Source organism: Kibdelosporangium philippinense, from assembly GCF_021390435.2.
Classification (GTDB): Bacteria; Actinomycetota; Actinomycetes; order Mycobacteriales; family Pseudonocardiaceae; genus Kibdelosporangium; species Kibdelosporangium philippinense.
Genome location: NZ_JAJVCN010000002.1, coordinates 1,699,940 through 1,724,921 on the forward strand (window position 1 = coordinate 1,699,940; position 24,982 = coordinate 1,724,921).

General features: G+C 65.4%; 8 protein-coding genes and 2 pseudogenes. 6 read left to right on the forward strand and 4 right to left on the reverse strand.

Annotated features, from left to right (window positions below):
* Positions 1-59: 59 nt before the first annotated feature.
* On the forward strand, positions 60-8,420 hold the full coding sequence (locus tag LWC34_RS26650; protein WP_233728962.1) for a hypothetical protein: 8,361 nt from the start codon (positions 60-62) through the stop codon (positions 8,418-8,420).
* Between the two features lie 107 nt (positions 8,421-8,527).
* Here LWC34_RS26650 and LWC34_RS26655 read toward each other — a convergent pair whose 3' ends face one another.
* The 4 genes from LWC34_RS26655 to LWC34_RS26670 all read right to left on the reverse strand — a co-directional run bounded on the left by LWC34_RS26655 (position 8,528) and on the right by LWC34_RS26670 (position 12,039).
* Complete coding sequence (locus LWC34_RS26655) at positions 8,528-8,920, reverse strand: hypothetical protein (RefSeq protein WP_233727867.1); 393 nt, start codon at positions 8,918-8,920, stop codon at positions 8,528-8,530.
* Positions 8,921-9,330: 410 nt separating this feature from the next.
* A complete protein-coding gene (locus tag LWC34_RS26660) occupies positions 9,331-9,834 on the reverse strand; it encodes a hypothetical protein (RefSeq protein ID WP_233727868.1) in 504 nt (167 codons plus the stop codon).
* Positions 9,835-10,069: 235 nt separating this feature from the next.
* Positions 10,070-10,900, reverse strand: coding sequence for a transposase family protein (locus LWC34_RS26665; RefSeq protein ID WP_233722716.1), 831 nt, complete (start codon positions 10,898-10,900; stop codon positions 10,070-10,072).
* Positions 10,901-11,274: 374 nt separating this feature from the next.
* Positions 11,275-12,039, reverse strand: coding sequence for a transposase family protein (locus LWC34_RS26670; protein WP_233724674.1), 765 nt, complete (start codon positions 12,037-12,039; stop codon positions 11,275-11,277).
* Between the two features lie 139 nt (positions 12,040-12,178).
* Here LWC34_RS26670 and LWC34_RS58875 point away from each other — a divergent pair, with 139 nt between their 5' ends.
* The 5 genes and pseudogenes from LWC34_RS58875 (at position 12,179) to LWC34_RS26695 (ending at position 24,958) form a co-directional block, all read left to right on the forward strand.
* Positions 12,179-12,907, forward strand: a complete 729-nt coding sequence (locus LWC34_RS58875) for an AMP-binding protein (protein ID WP_372496584.1) — start codon at positions 12,179-12,181, stop codon at positions 12,905-12,907.
* Positions 12,820-14,157: pseudogene (locus tag LWC34_RS26675) on the forward strand (AMP-binding protein); the annotation flags it as partial. The gene LWC34_RS58875 and the pseudogene LWC34_RS26675, both read left to right, overlap by 88 nt.
* A 116-nt stretch (positions 14,158-14,273) precedes the next feature.
* A complete protein-coding gene (locus LWC34_RS26680) occupies positions 14,274-19,019 on the forward strand; it encodes a type I polyketide synthase (protein WP_233727869.1) in 4,746 nt (1,581 codons plus the stop codon).
* Positions 19,020-19,042: 23 nt separating this feature from the next.
* A pseudogene (locus LWC34_RS26685) lies at positions 19,043-24,223 on the forward strand (SDR family NAD(P)-dependent oxidoreductase).
* 18 nt (positions 24,224-24,241) lie between these two features.
* Positions 24,242-24,958, forward strand: coding sequence for an AMP-binding protein (locus tag LWC34_RS26695; RefSeq protein WP_233727870.1), 717 nt, complete (start codon positions 24,242-24,244; stop codon positions 24,956-24,958).
* The last annotated feature ends 24 nt before the right edge of the window (positions 24,959-24,982 follow it).

The window sequence follows — 24,982 nt, forward strand, 5'->3', positions numbered from 1 at the left end:
CTGAGACTCGGACTGAGACTGAGATCGCGGTACAGGATCCGTCTGCCACCAAGCTTGACATGGATCGGGATTCCGGGCTGCGCCCCGCGCAGGAATCGGCCGACCAGGTCCGCCGGGAGTCCGAACTGCCGCGGCCGATGGTCCCAGCGGGTGCGGGCGTCAGTCCCGAGTCCGACAACAGGACCGAGGTGGACGTCGCCTGGGCCGACGACGAAACCCTGTACGACGGGTCCGATACGGACACGACGTTCGAGCATGACCAGGACACCACCGTGCCGGGGGACAAACAGGCCGGTGTAACAGTCCAGCAGGCCCCGCACCAGGCTTCCCAGCAGGCCGTCACCACCCAGGCGCCGAAGCAGACGAACACCACGAGCGACCCCGACGACGAAGCCGAGACGAAGACCTTGGCCGAGGTACCCGTGTCGAAGGGCGTGGATTCGAAGCTCGGGCTCGACAAGCTCGACGCTGTGCTCAGGGACAAACTCGGTGACCTGCTCGAGCAGCGACCCACTACCGAGATGGTGTTCGACGTCCCGCCGATCCAGGTCTTCCCTGTCATGGTTGAGTACGACGTCAACAACAAGACCGTCAACAACAGGACTGAGGACAACGCCACCGGGACCGGCGCCGAACCGAACCCGCAGACCAGCCCGTCCCCCGAGCAAGGACCTACCGCGGCACAGGAGTACGCGCGCCACTACCGCGAACAGTTCGGCATGGTATCCGCCCCTGTCGATCCGGCCACCGGCTCGCTCACCGACACAGCTCAGCACCCCGCGACCGCCACCGAGTTCACGCAGGACGATCAGGACAAACCCCGGAACGTGGGCCAGGGCGATGTCGGGCCGTCGATGGGACAGTCGCCTGCGAAGTCCTCGGCCGGGAGCATGTCGGTTGACGACGACATGTCGGATGGCAGGTCGACGGACGATGACATGTCGACTGACGACGGGCCGGTGACTGGTCGTCCGGCCCACTGGCCACGCGATGTCTCCGACGTCGAGGCGTGGAAAGAAGAAATGGTCCGCGTCGAGTCGTACAGCCACGCTCTGGCGGACCAGATTGCCCAGGCGGAGGAAATCGTCGTGGCCTATCACGGTCCGCGCCGTGTTCTCGTCGATGGCGATTCGGGTATGGACGTTTACGCCGGTGTAGTCAATATGGTCGCCGATCAGCTGTTCATGGATGAGGGTCAACTGAACCCGGACCGGAATGCTGTCCAGCTGGCTGTCTATTTGCGCGGGGCGTTCGACCACTTGTATGCCAGGCATACGACGGACGGATCGCACGCGACACCGCAGCAGGAAGTTTACCCGGGCATCGACGATGTTGAGGTAACGGATTACTTCACGCGTGCGCAGGTTCGTGCTCGTTCGCTCATCGGGCCGGATGGTTTCGTTGTAGGCCTGTCCTACGGGAACGATCCGGATTTCATGGAAGATACGAAATTCGCTTCCAAGCGTGATTCGGGTTTCACCGAACTGCGCCACCGGATGTACTCGGGCGAGGAAGTCCGTACTCTTGGCCCGGGGGTGTCCCTGGCTATGCCTTCACCTGGTGTGACGGGGGAAGGCACCTTCCTTGTTGTTACTCACGGTGACAACGCGAGGCAGGCCGAGGTGTCGGTTGGACCCGTGGACGGTTTGGTCGATCAGCCGGGCGAGGGAAGTTCCGCGCGGACCGAACTGCTGGTCGCGGGTGATGTATTCGCTCGCCTGGTCATGGCCTCTGCGGAGTTTCAGTCGTTTGTGGACAGTGGGCGGTTTCGCTCTGTCACCTTGGTGGTCTGCAGGTCGGCGAAGTTTACGGTCGATGGCACGGCATCCGCTTTCTATCAAGAATTCAATAAGCGTTATCCGGGTATTATGGTCCATGCTTCAACGGGGCTTGTGCGCACTAACATAGATGACTCGGGTCGTCGTTACTTGGAGATAGAGGAAGGGAGATGGGTTACGTATGGCGGCACATCTCCTGGTCAGGCCCCTGTCATTCATGACGTGCTTGATGCCATGCACGATTGGTCCGACAAAGATGCGGATCTTCGAGCCTATTATGCGGCGCAACTTCCGTTGTACTCGGTGGTCGACCGTGCTGTCTCGCTGTCCGAGACCCTGGTTCGCGACTTCGATTCATCCGGCATTCTGAACTTGCTGCCCGCCGCGGAGCAGGTGCGGGCGAGCCAAGGCGCCGGCAACGCGGATCTTGTCTGGGTTGCCGCGCTCATGCAGTTGCGTCATACACCGGGTCTGCCCGAGCTGGGTGGGGTCATCATCGCGGAGACTGACCCGGGCAGCGGGCAAGTGGTGCGCCGAGCTGTTCTGCCGCCGCCTGTGGCGCGGATGCTCCCTGTTTCCGGAAAATCCTATCAGTCCAATATGGGTTTGACGATCGTGCCAGTCCGGTGGGGGGAGGACATCTATCAGGGTGTGAATCACGCGAACGAGGTTCGTTGGTTCGACGCTCGGCAGGTGTGGCACAAGCGGATCAATGACCACGTTGTGTCCTTTGTGGACAACCAGCCGGGCGCGTGGGAGTTCCTTCGGGCAACGGCTGCTCCTGGTGAGCGGACCATCGATGTTCATGGTCGTACGGACAGCGTTCGGGTGTCAGTCACAGGTGAGTCGCTATCGGTTGATCCGGTGACGTTCGCGCAGATCATGCTGACGCTGGATTTGCTGTCCGACGGTCCGGCGAGGTTGTTCGCGTGTGACACTGGTTTCGAATTCGTTGACGGATTCGCGTGGGCGGTGCGGTCGAAGTTCCCGCGGTTCGAGGTGTCGGCGCCGCAGGGCAGGCTCGGGTTCGGCGACGTTCGCGCCGAGTCCGGGGTCGATCAGCCGGCGGTGCGGGTTACCGGCCCGGGTACGTGGATCACTGTCGACAGCTCCGGTATCCGGCGGTCCAAGCCGGCCGATGCTGCGGTGGGCGGTGCCGTGGTGGGCGTGCCCGTCCAGGGCCGGTGGTGGGAACGCCCGTCGACTCAAGTGGACCAGGACCTTTCGCGGTACCACGGTGTCAACATCGACATGCGGGTCACGGACTCCACAGCCGACCCGACGACCCAGATCGCGCAGCCGTCGTCGCTGGTGGCGATATCGGATGCCCGGCGGAGGGTGGTGTTGGAGGAGTTCCGGCGCGCGTGGATCGAGGCCCCGCAGGACTCCACAGACCACGAGGTGCACCGCGCGGTGCAGAAGGCCCAGACGTGGGTAGGGCGGTTTCAAGTGGTGCCGGAATCGTTGGGGTCTCGGTTGCGTGAGCATGCCGAGGACTTCTCGGGGCTCACGCCGGTGGATCAGGATGTGATCGTCGTAGCACACCACAGCCTGATGCCATCTGATGATCCGCATGGGACAGAACGACTCGCCTGGTCGCTGTCGGTGGACAAACCCGCCCCGCCCGACGGGGCTTGGCGACCACTTACCGTAGCCGAGCGCGCCGCCTATACCGCCGTCGCTCCGGGCATGGCCGATTATGTGACGCGCGCGGACATGTTCGCTCTGCCTGTGCACGACACCGACAACTGGCTGTACACCCTGCCACGCAACGCGGACGGTACCCTGTCACCGGCCACGCTGCATGGCGGCGCCGGCCCGACCAATGGGCTTTCGCACGTACCGGGAAATGGGCCCGCGGGTGCGAACGGACTGGCAGGGCTGGATTCCGACAACGGTCCCGCGGTGTCCTCGGGTCCGCAGGCCACTGCAAACGGCAATCCCAACACCACGGTCAACGGTCCAAGCACTAGCCCTCCGACGACGTCGGCCGTAGGTCCGAACCCCGCCAACGTCGCGCAACCGTCCGACGGCCCGGCTACGAATGCCGGCAACAACGGTCCAGCGGTCGCGAGCGCTGGACAGAACACAGCCGCAAATCCAGCAGCCAACACTGGCCCCACCGCCACGCCATCGGCGCAGAATCCCGCGTCCCAGAACGCCAACGGCCCGAAGATGGACGAAGGCGGCCTCCCGGGTCTGGAGACCGCCTTCGTGGGCGGCACCCTGCCCACCATCGAAGTGGACCTCGACTGGGACGACGACGCCGCAACCCTCTACAGCGGCGAAGACGCGTTCGATGTGGACACCGAGGCCGGTGAGAACCAGAACGCCACGGCGCCGGTGGTGAAGCAGTCTGAGGTGACGCTCCAGCAAGACCCGCAGCAGGTCACCATCACCCCGGTGCCGAAACAGCAGGACACCGCTAACGACCGGCCGAATTCCGCTGTTGCCGGACCGAACATGGTGCCCGGTGGTCTGAACGTCGGCGTCGGTAGTCCGAAGAGCGCGGTTTCCGTCGCTCCGTCGATGGTGTCGGGTGAGTCGGCTTCTGCGGTTGTTGGGTCGGACGGTGCTGGGTCGGCGACGGTGAATGCTGGACCCGGTGCGGCGATCGTCCCTTCCGGGGCACCGAACCCGGCGAACCTGATCACAAGCGGCCCTGAGCAGGATATGCCCGTAGTCGATGTTGAAGGGTTGCCTGGTCTGGAAACCGGGTGGGTACGGGATGTTGGCTGGTCTGAGGACAGTGAGACTGTCTACGAGTTCGACATATCCGATCAGGACACGGCGAGTGTCGAGGACCAGCAGCCTGGTGACTCACCCCTGACGGCGTCGCAATCTTTCTACATCAGTCAGCCGGGGCAGGCCGCGGACGATGTCGATGAGGACATCAGGACTTTGGTCGATGTTGACGTATCTGAGGCGTTGGATGCGAAGACTGTTCTGAGCGAGCTCGATATCACGCTCACCGACAAGCTTGGCATACAGGCACTGTTCGGGCCCCATACCGGGACCGAGTTCGACGACGTCCGGCTGATCCAACAAGACGGCTGGATAGCCACGGATGTGGTCAATGACGTGAACCTGAGGTTGGGCAAGGAGAATTCCGGTTGGCAGGACGGCACGGTCAATGCGGCACAGGTCGACGAGATGTTTCGGTGGTATCTGGCGCAACGCACCTACCGGCCGAAAACCGCCGCCGAACTCGCCGACCATCTTGCACACATGTTGCTCACCCACGGCAACGTTGGACCCCGACCGCGTGTGCCCGGCGGCATGCCGGTCAATCGTCAGGAGCTGGACAGGCCCCACCAGCGGGCATCAGCCGGGCCCTCCCGACAGCGCACGCCTGCCAGGTGGGATACGTCGTCCACGACGGCTCCCGCTGGTCGAGGGCCTATGGATGTTGATGTTGCCGAGGCTGCTGGGTATTCACGTGATGTGGCTGGAGGAGGGCGTGTTGCGGGTTCGTCAGGGGGGAGTCCTGTGCGTCACGGCGAGCCGGTCGGTGCCGAGCGACCGCGTTATCCGGGCGCATCCGCACAACCGGAGGTCGATCCGCCGGCGCGTGTGACGCAGAGCGGCCCGCCGGAATTACGCGACAATCAGTCGTGGCCGCGGAAGTTGAGCGCGGCAAGAGAAGAGCACAAACCTCAGATTCTCGAGATGATCGAGAAATTCCGAGAAGAATACCGCGCAGAAGAAGGAAGAGCCCCGGGGTGGGACGACATTATCTTGGCAATGAGAAACCAGGGAGTAGAAGGGAAAACAGTAGAATTTAAGGAACACCTCCTGAGAGGGTTGGTGTCGAGGCCGCAGAGCCAGAAGCCCGCAAAAGCTCACCACGCGAGGCCGGAGAGTCAACACCCTGCGAAAATTTATCGCAGGGAGCGCGCCGCCACTCTTGCTTCGACCCAGAATGTCCAGGAATACCCACCCGCTCAGTCAGTGTTCCAGGACCCGACGCAAATGTTAATTAATCTTCAGGCCGTGCTCAAAGCCCGCGAGATAACCAATGTACCTTCGGAGGTGGTCGACGCCGCCCTAAGTTACGTAAATCGTGTCGCCACCTTGCCAGCAACAGATCAGGACAGTCTGCCGCCGGGGAATCCCTTGCATCACGCGGCGGCGATCGTTTTCGGCAGGGGCTGGATCGACAACAGGCTCACCAACCGAGGTTTCGGGATAGCGACGGAGAAGGAACTCACTCGCACAATACATCAAGTATTGCCGAATTTGTTTGCTCCGGACATGGCTACACCCAAGGGGACCGTTAATGACTTCGCAGACCGAATCGCGCACTCCATCGTCGACACCCGATGGAACACGTTGCAACATCAGGCCGGTCTCGCACGTAACACAATAACGAAACAGCCCTCCGAGGTTCAGACCCACCTGCAGAGACAGGCCGACGAGATCCTCGCCAGGGAACAAACCGCACCACCACAACCCCACCCCGAAATGTCAGTGGACACGCGGCGGCGACTCGAACTGCATGAATACATGCGCCTGGTCATAGCCGATGAACTGAATCACACGAACAACATCCAATCAGCCACACAACTAGCCCAGTGGCTTGGCAACCAATTCGGCACCAGGCTCGCGCCACCCCAACTAAACCCCGGCCTCGAAACATATCGTCCTTCAGCACACCAACACGGCCTCGGCAACACCAATCCGAGACAGCCCGTCCAGATTGTTCTGGAGACGGGAGCACCCCAGCAGAGCGAAGCGAAAGCACCCCGCAAGCAAGCGCGACAGCTAGGGGAATGGGACGCAGAACTCGATGCGCACAGGCCCAACATTATAGATCTAACTCGAGATGTCGTGAAGGATTTCCACAACGAATTCAAAACCACGAAAACCCCGAACCTCGGGTACGTTTCCACTCAGCTGCGCGAGAAGTATCATGTACGGGGGCGCGAAGAATCCCTTAAAGCGATCGTGCGAGATGTACTCAAAAGCGCCAAAACGCCATATCGGCCACGAGGGGGAAAGTCGGGTCTGACCGGGGTTGGACGTGGCGCACAGGAGGTCCGTCCTGGGATTGACATGGAGATGGTGGGGTCGTCGAGTGAGCTGCGGACTCGCCCGGCGCCGACCGTAGCCCAGCGGGAAATTTTGACTCAGCGGGGATTGGAGGCGGTGGATACGGTCCCTAATGGGGACTGTTTGTTCGAGGCGGTGTTGGTTTCCAGGCCGGACTATCAGCCCTTGCAACCCGTCGAGCTCAGGCGACGAGTGTCGGATCTGCGGCAGCGGGCCGCCGATTACTTGGCGGCCAATGAGACGCGCTTGCAGGGTTTCCACGGGAACCCCAACCAGTCCTACGAGGACGCAGTCCGAGCGCTTGGCAAACGCGGCGTATACATGAACGATTCCGCCGACCTTGTCCCGTACGCGCTGGCTCATATGTTAGGGCTGCGGTTGACAGTGGTGGATGAGAACGGCCGCGACGCGGCCACTTATGGCCCGGAAAACGGCGTCCAGGTCACGCTGTTGCGGACACTTGACGCGGGCGGCCATTACCTGGGCGTCCGTGCCATGTCCACGGCAGCCGAAAGGCCTGACGTCCAGATGGCTGAGGCTGCCCCGGCTGAGCCGCCCCGGATCCACCCCCGGCCCGCGCGCAGCGAGCCCACGGTTCAGCGCGTGGAGCTGGATCAGGGGCGGATCGCGACCGACACCGTCTACCCCCACGAACCCACTGACGACGAGGACGAGGTCCGGATCCTGCGGACTGTGACCATACAGCACAAGCTCAGGGTCAGGCCCGAGATGGACTACGCCTTCCCCTGGCGTTCCCCGCACGACCCGATGCGCCGGGTGTACGAGCCTTACGCCGCCCCAGACGGGAGCGTGCACCCCGCAGTCCTGGCCCGTGTCGATCAGATCACCGCGACAATGGCGTCGAGTAAGGCCCTTCTGAAAGGAATCGCCCGTGATCCCGACGACTCCCGGCTGCCGACCACCGCGGTCAGGGAACTGACGGCGGTGTGGCCACGGCTGGAACAGGCCGTGGCCACCGAGATCAAGCGGTTAACCAGAGGCGAACCACTGCAGTCGCCTGTTCTGCGCCCCGATCTCCTGACCGAACAGCACGGCCGCCCGCACGAGCGGAAGCTGATCGATCAATGGGGAGTGTTCCTCGTCCAGTGGCCCGCAGCGCCTGCCCAAGATCGGCCATCCCTGCTCAACGGACAGATTCTGGGTGTATATATGGGTGCTGTGCTCGATGAACCAGGTGCTCGTGAGACCTGGGAAAAGACCTACGTGAGGTTCCCCGCCTATGCCATGGATCTCCATCCATCCAACAGTCGCCGCAGCACTATGAGCGCTGAGGGAGCGGCCAACTCTATGCCGTTCGCCAACACTGCTCTCGCACCTCCTTTCAGGCCGGATGGTACACTCGCATCTAAGGCGGCCTACGATCACGATTCCATTAATGCGCAATATATCGATTTTATTGTTAAAATGCCGGATAAGTATGGCGGCTACCGCAAGCAGCCTATCGCTGTCGCCGTAGCCCTGGAGAACGCCTTCAATCCCCACTCCAACCCCCACGGCATGATCATGGTCGACTATGGCGACGACTACCTTGAGCAATTCAATGAAAAGATTAAACCCGAGCCGGAATGAGGTGATCTTATGAGCGTTATTCACGCTGGTTACCAGCCGAGTCGATAGACTTTGAGCGACGTGATGATCCGGATGGCATTGGGAAGCTCGGAAAGGCGACCTCGAACTCACCTCTGCACTTCAGTCAGTACCCCGACACGCCGAGGAGATGACACCACGCAGGTCGTCCGGTGTCGGTTCGCCGCCGGTGGTCTCGTAGGCATGGTCACCGCGCGGTCGAAGTTCCAGTGGGTGGCTGCTGGGTCGCGATCCTCACGGCGGGCCAGCTCCTTGAGCTCCAGTGTGGAGACACCTTGTCTGGCACGAAACCCAGCCACGGCGACGTGCACAGGGCCACGGCCAGACCGAGCCGGTCCGCCGGGGCCTCGACTGCGGCCGGGATCGACGAACGCGACCTCGGCAGGGGCGAGGGGGAAAAACCGGAACAACTCGTCCCGGCCGATCTCCGGGAAAGGAGGGTGCCACGATCGGCCACGCCAGCACGGCCCGCCGCGCGGCATCACCGTTCACCTCTTCGGCGTTCGATTTCGCAAGGTATGTCTGGACAAGTTGTCGTCGGTCGTCCAGACTTACCCTGCGAACCGCAGATCAGGAAGTTGCCCATCCGCAAGGTTCGAGCGGAACGGGCAGACGCACAATAATCTGTGGAGTTCGTAGCTTGTTCCGCAGCGTAGTGGCGCGTCTCTCACCTGGCGTAGTGCCTCGGTTCGCAGCCTGCCGCCGATAGCCGGTTTGGTGGTGTGGGGCGTTGAGACTTGTGCCCAAGCGCGTGCAGATGTGCGGTGACACGAAGGCATCTACTCCATCGACATGACGCCAGCATCACGAAGCTGTGGCACGGGCACATGACTGTGGCCCGGACGGTTTTGGTGTCCGGGCCACAGTCGCGGAGGAGTATTTGATCACCGACCTAGAACAGCTCCGCCTGTCGATCCTCCTCATGTACGGAGGCCGCTTGCGTGTCGGTCGAGACCGAAGGACCTGGCGCAGCCACTCCCTCGGGGAGCCTGATTCCACCTGGGTATCCCCGCACGTACTGACCGTCGGCAATGGTCCGAGTAGCGCCTTTGTTGAGCACGCCTATGTACGGCGAGCCTATTGCGTCCGTCTCGAACGAGCCCACGATGACGCCTGGACGCCAGTGGGAACCGTTGAGCCACTCGACCTCCGTCTTGGAGACGAAAGCCTTACGTTCGGCCGGCTTGAAGCGGCGGCGCACAGCCATTCTGTTGAACTCCTTGCTGTGGTTGAGGAAGGAAAAGGGGTATCGATCGTCGGATTGTGTCAATTCCCGACCTACTTCAATAATACCCATGGGGTATAAGAACCGATCTGTTACCGAGCCGCTGAATGCCCGATCGCCGGCGAAAGCGCCGCAACGCCCCGCTTCCAGGAAATCTGGAATCGGGCTCACGCGGTTTGAGAGGACCCGCCCTACATCGAGCTACGGTGGGATTGATCGATCAGCGCAGTCAGCACCCATTTCGGGTGGAGTGCGCTGACGTTGGTGAACGATGTGTGAGATTTGTCGTCGATCCGCTGGGCGTATTCACCGGGTTGTCGACTCTCTACAAACCCTTGCCGGAGCGAATTCTGAACGCGGGATGAATGCGCCAACGCGCCCGTCACTGAGGTGATCTCAGCGACTTTCACGCGATCTTGCCGTGTTCGAAATGCGTGAGGACAAGGGCGGCTTTGATGATGTCGCCGATCTTGCTGGGGTTGGCGGTGAGATGCCGCAGGCTGCGCCAGCGTTCGGTGAGTAGGGCGAAACCACGTTCGCCCAGACACCGTAGGCCACGCAGCAGAGCGTTGCGTGTGCGGGTGTCCACGTCGAGGACCTGGCCATCGGCAGGCTGTTTGACCGGGGTGTGCACGCCGATGCCGGCACCGTCGTAGCCGCCATCGGCCAGCGTCGGCAGATCAAGGTGCGAGGCGGCCCAGTACAGCGCACCCAGCACATGCTCGCGCGCCACGGTCAAGTCATGGAGTGAACCGGGCTCGACATCCGAGACCCACCACGGAAAACCGTCCGGCGCGCACAGCGCTTGGATGTTGCCGCCGTGCTCGCGGGCTTTGCCGGAGTACCACAGGTCGATCGGCTCGCCTTTCACGCTCAACGTTTTCTCGCTACAGCGATCGGCGGAGAAGACCTTTCCATCGAGGATCACGTAGGCCGTGCCCTCATCCTTGGCCCGCTGCAGGGCCTCATGCAGGTCCGGCGCCTGCTCGGCGAGCACGATGACGACCTCATCCAAGTAGCGGTAGCCGGTGGCGCGGGAGATGCCGTGATCGCGAGCCAGGGCGGGGACGTCGGTGTTCTGCCGGAACCAGCGCAGGCCCAGCACCGCGTGGCGAAAGCAGGTCAACGCCCTGCTGTTCTTGCGGGTGCCGCGTCGGCGGCGTTCGGCGTGCAGCAGCCGGCTGAGGTAGAGGGCCAGTTCACGCGGGACATCGAGCATGGCACGATACGCAATCACGGGGAGCCTTCTGGTCCGGACTTGATCTTCGCAATCCAGTTCTACCAAGGGCTCCCCGCCCATCTTTCCCCGGGTCGCACCACTCCCCAGTACATCGACCAGCGCTCGTCCGAGCAGCTTCGCGGCTCAACAAACGAACCAGAATCTTGGTGAGATTACCTCACTGCCGTCAATTACGTGCGCTACCAGTGGATCCGGGTATCGCCGGATGAATCGATGCCGTCCCAATCTGTTGTTCAATCCATGCAGCGCCTTGCGGTATGCAAGGCGCATTAGGCGTACCGCCTTTGCATGAGAAGAGCATCGATAGGGATGTCCGGTAGTTAGCTTTCCGCGTGTGGTTTGAGCGAAACGATGAGCGTTATTCATGAGGGTTACCAGCCGAGTCGATAGAACTCGAGCGATGTGATGATCCGGATGATGTTGGGGAGCTCGGAAAGGCGTCCTCGATAGCCGGTCGCAATCATCTTCCAGTTCTTGATATGCGCGATGCATCGCTCGACGGCGGATCGAAGTGAGGAGATGAATTTATTGTTCACCTTGTCGCCAGCCGAGAGCTCGCCGCCCTTTGGCTTTTTGCGAGGCGTAATCGTGTGAGTGCCCTGATAGGCAGGGTCACCGATGACTGAGGTCTCGGCCAGAAGATCTTCCCAGTCACACTCGGCGAACGCTTTCCGGTCATGCATCGAGCCAGGCAGAGGGGCGGATATTCCCAGCAGGCCTCCCTCCGTATCGGCGGCGACCTGGATGTTCAGCCCCGCGCGGCGCCGCTTGCCGGAGAAGTTGTCTTCGTGACCAGCACGGTTGCCGGTCGGGACATCGGTTCCGTCGACCAGGACGAGCCGGCCGCGGATGGCCTCCTTGAGGTTTGGAATGTGCAGGCACAGGGCCTGCCCAATCAATGGGAGAATGCCTCGATAGATCCGCGATACGGTCGACTGACTGACGCCGAACAGATCGCCCACGGCCGCCTGGTTCAGATTCTGTCGGACGTACACCAAAGTGATCACGACAGCGCGATACAGTCCCACGGTCGGAGGCCACGCTTGGTTCTCATGGCATTGGATGATCTGCCAGATGCGCGCGACAAGCTCCTGGATCTGGTCAGCAGCAAGCCCTGTAGTAGACTGATAACGCAACGACCCCGCCTGTAAGTTGTCTTCTGCGAGAGGAAAACGATCTTACTTGCCTGGGGTCGTTGTCCTATTTTGAGGTGATCAAGTCGCCAGAATAACGCTCATAGCTCCCCGCTTCCATAGACTGAATGGACGCACAGCCATGTCCTCTTTCCCGGTGAATCCCGGAATGTCGATTTTCGAGCTGATCTCCCGGCGGGCCGGAGAAAATCCGAACCGCGTGTCCTACACGATGCTCGACGAGGACCTCCAGGTCACCGAGTCGCTGACATACGCCCAGCTCGACCGGCAGTCCCGGCAGCTCGCTGGACAATTGCTCAAGCACGAGCCGGGCACGCGTGCGCTCATCCTCGTGCCGAGCACCATCAGCTTCATGGTGGCCTTCCTCGGGTGCCTGCACGCGGGAGTCGTCGCCGTCCCCGCCCCGGTGCCCGACGCCAACCAGATCAAGCAGCGTTCACCACGTCTGCGCGCCATCGCCCAGGACTGCGCCCCGAAGATCGTGATCTCGGCCGAGCGCACCGCAGAGCTCGTCCGGGCCGCGTGCGACTCGACAGCCGAGTTGACCGGATGCGAACACGTTTTGCTGGAGTCGGGTGACGAACCGGCCGAACCAGGCCGGTTGCGCCCGGCACGACCCGGCGATGTCGCCTACCTGCAGTACACCTCCGGCTCGACAGCGACGCCGAAAGGCGTGATGGTTTCGCAGCGCAACCTGCTGGAGCAGTCGTCGGCACTGTCGATGAGCCTGGACTACCGGCCGACAGCGTCAGTGTCAGCTGGATGCCCTACTTCCACGACTTCGGCCTGCTCGAAGGGGCGATGCTGCCCCTGTACAACGGCATTCCGACGTTCGCGTTCACGCCGATGACCTACATCAAATCACCGGTGTCCTGGCTGCGCGCCATCTCCGACCTCGGCGCCACGAACAGTTCGGGCCCGGTGTTCGCCTACGACTACTGTATCAAGCGGGTGACCGACCAACAGCTGGACGGACTGGACCTCAGCCGCTGGCGCTCGGCGGGCATCAGCGCGGAACGCGTGCACGACCGGACGCTGCGAGCGTTCGCCCACCGGTTCGGCCCAGTGGGTTTCCACGCCGAGGCGTTCTGCCCCGGATACGGCCTCGCCGAGAACACCCTGATGGCGACCGCCAGGCCGCACGGCGAGGCCGTGCGGGTGTTGCCCCCGGAGGCTGTCCCGGGCAGTACGTCGTCCACCAAGTGGCCGCTGGTGAGCTCCGGCGCCCCGGTGGGCACCCGGGTGCTCGTGGTCGATCCCAGCACCAGGCGGATCTGCCCGCCCGGCGCTGTCGGCGAGGTCTGGCTGTCCGGTCCGAGTGTGGCGCTCGGCTACTGGAACCGGCCGGCGGAGACCGAGGAGACGTTCGCCGCGAAACCGGCCGGTCCGGCGGAGGACGAGGCGGCGAGGTTTCTACGCACCGGTGATCTGGGCATGATGCGCGACGGTGAGCTGTTCATCACCGGACGGCTCAAGGAACTCATCATTGTCCAAGGTGCCAACCACTATCCGGAAGACCTCGAACGCACGGTGCACGACACGTCACCGGTGTTCGCCGGCCTACGCGGAGCGGCGTTCGCTGCCGACGACGACGCGGTGGAACGGCTTGTCGTCGTCCACGAGGTGAATCGGGCCAAACTGGCCGACGAGGTGGTCGCCGAGATCGCTCTGACCGTGCGGCAGGCGGTGACCGAGCGCAACGGGATCGATCTGTCCGAGCTCGTCCTGGTTCCGCGCGGCAGCATTCCCAAGACCACCAGCGGCAAGGTCCAGCGCCGGATCTGCCAAGCGCAGTGGGCGGACGGCAGCCTCAAGGTGATCGGCAGCTGGCCCGGCGGCAAACCCCGCCAGGCTGACCGGCAGCCGCACCAGCGGGTGAGCGGTCGGGCCGCGGATGCGGCGCAACTGCGGAAGTGGCTGGTCCGCCGGGTGGCGGCGATGAGCGGACTCGGCGTGGACCAGATCGACCCCGCCCAACCGTTCGCCCGCTACGGAATGAGCTCGGTGGGCGTGTCCCAGGTCGCTGGTGAGCTGGAGGCGTTCCTCGGCCGTACTGTCCAGGTGAGTGCGTTCTTCGAGCACCCGACCGTCGATGCTCTCGTTCGTCACCTGACCGGATCATCTCCTGCCGTGGCGGCCACGACTGCCACACACGCGCCGCAGTCCGCGCCCGCTGCCGCGGTCCGCGCGGAGTGGAGCCGACGGCCATCGTCGGGATGGGGCTACGACTGCCGGGTGGGGTGTCCGGGCCGACCAGCTTCTGGCGGTTGCTGCGCGATGGTACGGACGTTGTCACCGATGTGCCGCCGGACCGCTGGCGAGTGGCAGACCACTACGACGCCGATCCGGCGGCCCCGGGCCGGACGATCAGCCGGTGGGGCGGTTTCCTTGCCGACATAGCCACGTTCGACGCGTCCTACTTCGGTATCTCTCGGCGGGAGGCCCTGCGGATGGACCCGCAACAACGCCTCCTGCTCGAAGTCACCCAGGAGGCGCTGGACGACGCGGGAATGCCGAGGGAACGGCTGGAGGGCACCAACACGGGTGTGTTCGCCGGAATCGGCCACCCGGAATATTCGTGGACCAACTACCGCCTGCCGGAGCTGGCCAATCCGTTCACGGCGACCGGCAGCTTCCCGGCGGTCGCCGCGAACCGCATCTCCTACGCGTACGACCTGCACGGGCCCAGCTATGCGGTGGAAGCGGTCTGTTCCTCGGCCCTGCTCGCATTCCACCTCGCATGCCAGAGCATCCAGCACGGAGAATGCGACCAAGCCATCGTCGGCGGCGCGAACCTGGCGCTCACCCCGGACATGTTCGTCTGGTTCGCCAAGCTGGGCGTGATGTCCCCCACCGGGCGTTGCCATCCCTTCGACGCTGCGGCCGACGGCATCGTGTTCGGCGAGGGTGTCGTGAGTTTCCTGCTGCGCCCGCTGTCCGTCGCCCTGGCTGAGGGAGACCAGGTGTACGCCGTCGTGCGTGGTGGCGCCGTGGCGCATGAAGGCCGGACCAACGGACTCACCGCACCTGGACGCGAAGGCCAGGAACGCTTGCTGCGCAAAGCATACGAGGCAGCAGGAGTCGCACCTGGCCAAGTGCACTACGTCGAGGCGCACGGTACGGGAACACCGGTGGGTGACCCGATCGAGGTCCACGCGTTGGGTGCTGTCGTAGGCCAGGGACGGCAACCGGGCAATCCCTGCTTCGTCGGTTCACTGAAGTCGAACATCGGTCACCTCGGGATGGTCGCCGGGCTCGCCGGAGTCGCCAAGACGGCACTGGCGCTCCGGCATCGGCAGTTGCCGCCCAGCCTGCACTACACGCGGGAGAATCCTCTGCTGGGAATGGCCGAGGCGAACCTCGCCGTGGTCGATAGGCTCACGCCGTTGCCCGCGGGACAACGCGGGCTGGCCGGCGTTACCTCGCTGAGTTTCGGCGGCACCGACGTGCACGTGGTCCTGGAAGAGGCCGATCCAGTGCCGCAACGGACAGCATCGCTGCCGGTCGGCGAACCACACCTGCTGGTGATGTCGGCGCACGGCGACGCCGCGCTGCGTCAGACGGCGGGCCGGTTCGCCGCCGTAGCCGCGAATTCCGCCAACAGCAGCTTCGCTGACATGTGTTACACGGCAACGGTCCGGCGTGGCCACCACACACACCGGGCCGCGGTCGTGGCTCACTCCGCCACCGCGGCCGCCGAACTGCTGACCCGTTTCGCTGCCGGTGATACCGACGCCGATGTCATGTCCGGCAGGGCTCACGCCATGCGGCCGACAGAGGTCGCGTTCGTGTTCTCCGGTGCGAGAAGTACGTGGACCGGGATGGCGCCACGGCTGGCACGCCTGAGTCCGGCTTTCCGGGAGGAACTCGATGCCTGCGACAGGTTGATGCGCCCGCTGCTCGGATACTCCCCGGCCGAAGCGCTGTGGCGGGAGGATTCAACCGCTGACGAGGGCAGATGGCGCCCGGAGCTGTTCGCCGTTCAAGCAAGCCTGGCGGCGATGTGGCGAGCCGTGGGCATCGAGCCGCGCTGCGCTGTCGGATATGGCATCGGTGAGATCACTGCCGAGTATGTGGCCGGCACCCGGACGCGCGAAGAAGCGGTAGCAGCCGTGTGCGCCGGTGACGAGGAACCGGACGACGACCCGGCCCGATTCGCTCAGGCTCTTGAGCGGTCACGTGCCCTAGGGTGCGACGTCTACCTGGACTTCACCCCGGACGCCGAGCTGGCCGCGCACCTGGGACCGCACGGAGAGCGCCACACCGTTCTGGCATCAGCCCGGCGAGGCGCCGAAGCCCGGACGTGGATGGCGTCGCTCGGCCGGTTGTACTGCATGGGCGCGCCAGTTCAATGGGATGCGCTGTATCCCAGCGGAAATCTCGTCCCGCTGCCCTCCCAGGCGTGGCAGCGGGAGCGTTACTGGTTGCACGACGAAGCGGCCCCGGACCAGTTCCGATCCCAACCGGACACGCCGTCCACCCCGGCGCCGGATGCCCCGCGGACGTGGCGGATCGACCTCGACGAGCCGGACGCCCTGCCCTTGCGAGAGCACGGCGCCGCTGAAATCGCTGTCGTCCCAGCTGCCGCGTACCTGGCGCTCGCGCATCGAGCGGCAGGCGAGCCGTTCGTCGTCACCGACTTCGTCATCAACCGTGCCCGGCCGCTGCCGGACACCGGAGCCGGCAGCCTGGTTCTCACTCTGTCCGAGGACGACACGGGCACCACGGTGTTCCGGTTCGACGCAGACCTCCACGCTGGCACGGCCGGCTCGACCCCGCTCGCCCAAGGCCGGTTGGCCGGCAGCGATTCCACGCCCAGGCGAGGTCCGGTACCGGCGCCTGGCACCACTGCGGCCGGGTTGGTGGAAATCCTCGACGGCGCTCACGACGAGGCCATGCGGCTCCGCGGCGCGCGATACGGTTCCGTTTACCGGACAGTCACCCAAGTGCGGCGGCAGGACGGTTCCGCGGCGGGCACGGTGCGGGTCGACCTGACCGGTGCCGAGTGGATAGTGGCGGCCAGCGTACTGGACGGCTGCCTGCAGATCGCCTACCAGGCGTTGCCGGCCAACGACTTCGGCGCACGGATGCCGTCGCGGATCGGCAGGCTCAGGCTGCACCGGCACCTGACCACGGGAACGTACCACGTCCACGCGAAAGTCGGTCCCGGGTCGGCACCCGTGGGCCAGGACGTCGCCGTCGACCTCGATGTCCGGTCCGAGGCGGGCGACCTGGTCGCCGAGATCGACGGTTTGGTCCTCCGCTCCGTGCCCGGCCGGACGGCGGACATCACCGTGCGGGAACACCGGTGGCGCCAGGTGGAGCCACCGAACGAGGTCGCCGCCGCTCCGGCCGCGACCTGGGTGGTGTACGCCGGTGACAGCGAGGACGGTGACCAGATCGCGGCCCGCCTCCAGGCGGTCGGCCACCAGGTGTCCATCGTCCGGACGGGAGCTTCGCTGACCCGCACGCAGGACGGCTGGCAGGCCCCGCCGACAGCTGAGGGATTCGCCGGGCTCGCGCGCGAGCCCGGCGGCGAGATCGCGGGAATCGTCTACCTCCGGACCGCGCGACTGTGCGCCACCGACAGTCCGGCAGCAGCCGCTGCCGCCACCGTCGAGGAGGTGATCGCACTGGTTGCCGCGTGGACGGAACAGGGCGTGCCCCGGCTGTTGCTGACTACCCGGGGCGGCGGGATGCTCGACGGCGACAAGTGTGGCACCGAGGACCTGGCCAGTGCGCCACTGGCGGCAGTCGCCCGCACGATCCGCATCGAGCACCCGGGATCGCAGTGTGTCCTGGTCGATCTCGATCCTGCGGGCGGGGGCACGGAGCAGTTCGTGTCCCCGCTCGGTTGGGCACAACCCGAGCCGGTCATGGCGCTGCGGTCCGGCCGGTGGTATGTGCCCCGGCTGGTCCCGGTCAGTCCCGTCCCGCCCGATCCGGACCCCCGCGCCCCTGCCGAGATGACCTGCTTGATCACCGGCGGCCTCGGCCATCTCGGCCTGCTCGTAGCGCAACGCCTGCTGGCCCGTGGTGTCCGGCGGCTGGCTCTGGCCGGCAGGCACGCTCCCACCGCGGAGACAAGACACCGCCTGTCGGTGCTGGATCCGGCAGGCGACCGGATCAGCGTGCACCAGCTGGACGTGGCCGATCCCGACCAGGTCCGGGCCGTGATCGACGAGCTGAACCGCACTGGACCCGCGGTCGGCGGTGTCGTGCATGCCGCCGCGGTCCTCGATGACGGGGTGTTGACCGCCATGAACTCGCAGCGGCTGATGACAACGATGGCTCCCAAGGCGCTCGGCGCCTGGCACCTGCACGCGGCCACCACCGGCGACGACCTCCGGTTCTTCGTGCTGTTCTCGTCCGTCGCCTCGGTTCTCGGCTCACCCGGCCAGGTCAACTACGTAGCGGCCAACGCCTTCCTGGACGCGTTGGCGCACCATCGGAAAGCTGCGGGAAAGCCCGCGATCAGCATTAACTGGGGGCCTTGGCAGGATTCCGGCCAGGCTGGTGCACGCGGTTCGCGGCACTGGGCGGCACGCGGTGTCGACACGATGTCCGAACAGGAGTCATTGCGTGCCTTCGATTCGCTGCTCGATGGCGTCGGCGTCCAGTTCGCGGTGTTCCGGGACCTGGCCTCGTCTTCGCCCACCGTGTCGAGTGTGCCGGACCAGGACCTGTCCGAGGACGTCGCGGAGCTCGAGGAGTGGTTGCTGGACCAGATCGCCCTGCTGCTCGGGGATGACGCGGGCCGGCTCGACACGCAGACGCCTTTCCAGGAGCTGGGCCTGGACTCGCTGATGTCGCTGGAACTACAGAACCGCATCGAGAGCAGGTTCGACACGAAAGTGCCCTCGACAGTGTTGTGGCGGTATCCGGACGTGGCCAGCCTCGCCGCCCACCTGGCGGAAAAGGTGGCCGGGCGTACCGCGGCAGCCGCCGGAGCGATTCAGTGACCCCCACCGCCGACTCCATCGCCGTGATCGGCATGGCGTGCCGGTTCCCCGGCGGCGACGGCGTCCGGCCCTACTGGGACACGATCCGGGAAGGGCGGTGCGTGGTCGGTCCGCCACCCGCGGATCGGCCAGCTGGCGACGAGCGGGTCCGGGGCGGTTTCCTGCCCGGCATCGACCGGTTCGACGCGGAGTTCTTCGGAATTTCCGCCGCCGAGGCGCAGCGAATGGATCCTCAGCAGCGGATGCTGCTCGAAGTGGCCTGGCACGCCCTGGAGGACGCCGGGGTGAACGTCGACACGCTCGCGGGCACGGCGACCGGGGTGTACGTCGGAGTCCACAGCCTCGCCAGCGACTACTACCGGATGCAGTCCGGTGACGCCAACACCTACACCGGGACCGGCGCCTTGCACGGCATGTTCGCCGGCCGACTGGCATACCTGCTGGACCTGCGAGGACCGGCCATGGCGGTGGACACCGCGTGCTCTTCGGCGTTGGTCGCGGTCCACCTCGCGATGCGGAGCCTGCGGGCCGGAGAGAGCGAACTGGCCGTCGGCGGCGGCGTGAACGTCACTCTCACGCAGATGCTCCGCGAGGTCGGCACCCACATGGGCCTGCCGTCCGCCAGCGGGCAGTGCCGGCCGTTCGACGCTGGCGCTGACGGCATCGTCAACGGCGAGGGCTGTGGCGTGGTCGTGCTCAAGCGGTTGACGGACGCCGAGGGGGACAACGACCGGGTACTGGGCGTGCTGCTCGGCTCGGCCATCGGTCAGGACGGCCGGAGCAACGGGGCGACGGCCCCGAATCCCCTCGCCCAGTGGGACGTGATCCGGCAGGCGTTGCTCGACGCGGGGGTCGAAGCCAACCAGGTGTCCTATGTGGAGGCACACGGAACCGGTACGCCACTGGGCGACCCGATCGAGCTGGAGGCACTCGCCGAGGCGTTCGCACCCGGCGCGTTGCCACGGATCGGATCGGTCAAGGCGAACATCGGGCACCTCGAAGGCGCGGCGGGGATCGCGTCCCTGATCAAGGTGTTGCTGATGCTCCACCACGGCGAGATCCCCCGTCAGCCCCACTTCCGGCAGCCCAATCCCGCCATCAACGTCCCCGGTTACCCGGATTGCGTTCCCACCGTGACGCGAGCCTGGCCGGCCGGGCCGGGCGCGAGGATCGGGGGAATCAGTTCCTTTGGCTGGTCCGAGACGAACGCGCACGTGCTCGTGGCCGAGGCAGCCACGCCAGCACCCGCCCAGCAGACACCCACTCAGCAGGCGTCCGGCCCGGAGCTGCTGACAATCTCCGCTCGGTCGCAAGACACCCTGCACGAGCTCGCCGCGAGATATGCCAGCGATCTGGCGGCCGGTGGCTCGGTCGCGGACCTGTGTTTCACCGCCAACACCGGCCGGTCCGGCATGCCGCACCGGCTGGCGCTCACCGCGCTGGATCCGGCGGATCTGCATGCCCGGCTCGCCAGGTTCCTCGCCGACGAGCCCGTGTCCGGACTGCACCGCAACACGGCGCTCAGGCGGCCACGCGTGGCGTTCCTGTTCAGCGGCCAGGGCGATCACTATCTCGGCATGGGCTGGGAGCTGTTCGCGGACGTGCCCGTGTTCGCCGACACCATCCGGCAGTGCGACCGGCTTGCCGAACACTGGTTGCCGCCCCGCGCTATCGAATCGATCGTGACCGGCAACGCGCCCCCGGAACTGGCAACGGACGCATCCCATGCACAACTGGCACTGGTGAGCGTGCAGGTCGCGCTCGCCACGATGTGGCGGTCGTGGGGCGTGGAACCGACCGCTGTCCTCGGTCACAGTATCGGCGAGTTCGCGGCGGCCCACGTCGCCGGCGCCGTGAGCCTGGCCGACTGCCTGCTGCTGGTGGCCGAGCGAGCACGCGCCTTCAACACGCTACCGGCCGGCGGCTGAATGACCGCCGTGCACGCCACCCGTGATCACCTCGTCTCGCGGCTGCCCCAGAATCTCACGATCGCGGCCGAGAACACTCCCGGGCTGACGGTCGTGTCCGGAGCGGTCTCGGCGCTGGCGGAGCTGGAAGCGCGTTTGGCGGACGAGGGAACACGCTGCCAGCGGCTGCCCGTGGGGTATGCCTTCCACTCGTCCATGGTCGAACCCGCGGTGCGGGTGTTCGCGCCCGTGGCCAGGCAGGTCAGTCACAAACGGCCGCGCACGGCGATGATCAGCACAATGACCGGCAAGCTCGTGCGGCAAGCCGATCTGGACGCACAGTACTGGCAGCGGCAAGCTCTGTCCCCCGTGTTGTTCACCGAGGGCATCCAGGAGCTGCGGCGGCGCAACTGCGACGTTTTCCTGGAGATCGGGCCGGGCAGCACGCTCGCGGGTCTCGGCCGTGCGTGCGTGCAGGACGACAAGGCCGTGTGGGCGCCGTCGCTGCGGGCCACCCGGCCTGCCCAGCACCTCGACGCGCTCGGAGCGCTGTTCACCGCCGGCGTCAATCCGCGTTGGCCGGAGTACTACCGGGGCAAGCCCAGGCGGAAGGTGACGCTGTCCGGCTACCCGTTCAAGCCCGACAGCTACTGGCTTCCCCGTACCATCCCTACATCCAGGCGGGCTGTCGACGTCACAGTCAGCCCGGATATCTACCAGATCCGTTGGCGGGCCGTTCCCCGCAGCGACTCGGATGACCAACCGAAGGGGCCGCGCACCTGCGTTGTCTTCGGCGAATCGGAAGCGGGACTCGGCACTCGCCTGGCCGCCCGCCTGCGCGGGCAAGGCGCCGAGGTGCTTCTCCTGGTTCCACGCCACGGTTCGCCGCACAAGCCGCTGTCGACATTCCCAGAATCCCCGCGGACCGACGGCGATGTGATGGCCCTGCTGGACGAGCTGACCAACGACGGCACGCGGCACATCGACCTCGTGCACTGCTGGCCCCACCATTCGCCGGATACGTCCGCAGAACTTGAGGTGGTGCGGGCGCACGCGGAGCAAGCGGTGAGCCGAGTACTAACGACGCTGCGGGCATCGACTGGCCGATCGGGCTCGCTGCGCCTGCATCTGGTGACCGTGCGGACACAGCAGACAGACACCGAATCTGTCGATCCGCTTGGGGCAGTGTGGTGGGGACTGGGCCGCACGGCGCGAATCGAGCGGCCGGACCTGGCGGTTCGCCTGGTGGATCTGGGTGATCCGGCTGACGCGGTCGAACTCGACGCCCTCGCGACGCAGATACTCGCTCCCGGTCACGAGCCCGATGTCGCCCTCAGAGCAGACCGGCGGTTCGGCCCCCGGCTGGTCCCGTCGCCCGCCGCCGGATCGGACGACGTGCCCCGGGTGGACGGCTCGGGCTGCCATCTGGTGACCGGTGGACTGAGCGGCCTCGGCCTGACTGCCGCCGAGTGGCTGGTTTCCCGTGGTGCGCGTCATCTTGTGCTGGTCGGGCGGAGCGAACCCACAGCCGAAATCGCTCGGCGACTCTCAACCCTCACCGCGCGAGGAGTACGCGTCGATGTCATCGCAGCCGACGTCGCCGACCCGATCGCGATGCGTGACCTCTTCGCCCGGTTCGGCCAAGGCGGGCCCAGGCTTCGCGGCGTGATCCACTCCGCCGGTGTGCTCCGGGATCAGCTGCTGACCGACCAGCACTGGCAGCACTTCGACGACGTGTTCCGCACCAAGGTGTACGGGGCATTGCTGCTGCACGAGCACACGCGGGACCTTGACCTCGACTTTTTCTTGCTGTTCTCGTCCGCGGCGGCCGTGCTCGGCTCCGCGGGCCAGGCCAGCTACGCCGCCGGCAATGCCTTCCTCGATGCCCTGGCACACCACCGGGCGGCGCTGCGCTTGCCCGCGACCACGGTGAACTGGGGGCGGTGGGCCGACTCCGGGATGGCTGCCCGGCTGGACGAACGCGATCGCGGCAGGTGGGAAGCCCGAGGAGTGGCGGCCATATCGCCGCAGGATGGCGTCCGTGCTCTCGGCAGGGTGTTCACTTCCGGCACACCGCAAGCGGTCGTGGTGTCCGTCGACTGGGACGCCTACCGGACAGCCCACGCCAAACCGCACCTACCGCTGCTGGCTGACCTGGACCAGTCCGTGGCCGATCCGCGACCCGCGACGCCACACCCGCGTGAACTGCCCGCACCGCACGACGAACGGTCGCTGGTCGACCTCATCCGGGCCGAACTGGCCGATGTGCTCGGTTACGACCCCGCCGCGGTACGCCCGGACAGCAGGTTCGACGAACTGGACATCGACTCTCTGGCCAGCATGGAACTGCTGCACCGGCTTACTGCGGTCACCGGTGTTCAGCTTGCGGCCGACACCATCTTCGAGCAACGTGATTCGCGCGCACTCGCGGCCTATCTGCAGGGTGCACTGAGTGGTGCGGAGCCGGGGCCTCAGCCGACAGTCGATATCGCCGCGATGTTTTGGACCGGCGTCGACAGCGGCCGGTTTGCCGAAAGTCATGCCCTGATGCACGCGGTCGCGGCTTTGCGGCCGGTGTCGGACCGGGCCGAACTTTCTGTGGTGCCGTTGAACAGCGGCTCGGGCGCGCATGTGTTGTTGTTCCCGCCGATGGTCGCGTTGAGCGATCCGCACCTGTACAAGCATCTCGCCGCCGCGTTCGGCGACGACCTGGCCGTGTCGGCTCTGACATTGCCCGGCTTCCTTGAACACGAACCACTTGTGTCCTCCCGCGGCGTGCTGATGCGGCTCTACAGCGAAGCGGTCATCGCCCACGTCGGCGACTCACCCTTCGTACTGGCGGGTCACTCGTCGGGAGGAACACTCGCCTACGAGCTCGCACAACTGCTTCAGCACGACGCCGGCAGATCCCCCGACGGCGTTGTACTGCTGGACGCACACGTCGCGACCAGCCAAGTCCTGCTCGACCACGCGAAGGAGTTCTACGACTCCATCCGAGATCGGCAGAGCACGGCCGACCGGCTCTCCGTGGCACGGCTGTCGGCACAGGCCTGGTATCTGGAGATGTTCCGGGAATGGGCAACCCTGGCCCTGAGCTGTCCGTCCCTCCTGCTTCGGGCAGCTCAGCCACTGAGGCCGGGTGCTGCGACAGAGCGGTCGGTCGCACCGATCACCGCCTCGGACACCGCCGACGTCCCCGGCGACCACTTCACGATGATCGAGAAACACGCCAGCACTACCGCCCGGGTCGCCCGGGAGTGGCTGGACCGGCTGCTGCCTGGGAACCGGTTAAATTGAGGAACGGGTGAACGACTCGTGTCGAATCAACTGATCGCCGCCTGCAGGCCATCCGCCACCACTGTCGAGAAGTACCAGAAGGCGGGGATCTGGCGCACCGACACTATCCTCGACGATCTTGCGCGGTGGCTCGACCGGACTCCCGACTCGGTCGCCGTGCTCGCGCTGGAGGACCGTCATGACGTCGTCCGCTTGACTTACCGCGAGTTCGCGAAATACGTGACGCGGTTCGCGGGCGCGCTACACGAACTCGATGTCCGCAGTGGACAGGTCGTGGCGATGCAGCTGCCCAACCGGTGGCAGGTCGGGCCGTTGATGCTGGCGTGCGCCAAGATCGGTGCCATCTTCGCGCCGATCATGACCAGCATCCGTCCCCGGGAACTGGAACGTGTGCTGCGCCGGGTGAACGCCGCTGTCTGTGTGACCGTCGACAGCTGGGAAGGTTTCGACCACTCCGCCGCGCTGGCCGGGCTCACACCCACGCTGCCCGGCCTGCGCCACCGGGTCGTGCTCGGCGATCGCGTCTCGGCGGACGAGATTGACTTCCGTGCCCACTTCGAACAGACCGCGTGGGAACAGACACACGCGGATGTGCTGGGCGAGATGTCCGCAGACCCCGACCAGGTCGCTTTCATCCTGTTCACCTCCGGAACCACGGGTGAGCCCAAAGCGGCACTGCACACCCTCAACACCGCCCATGCCACCTATATGACTGATTCCGTGAAGATCACGTGAAGTGAGGCCGGGGCGCGGACATGA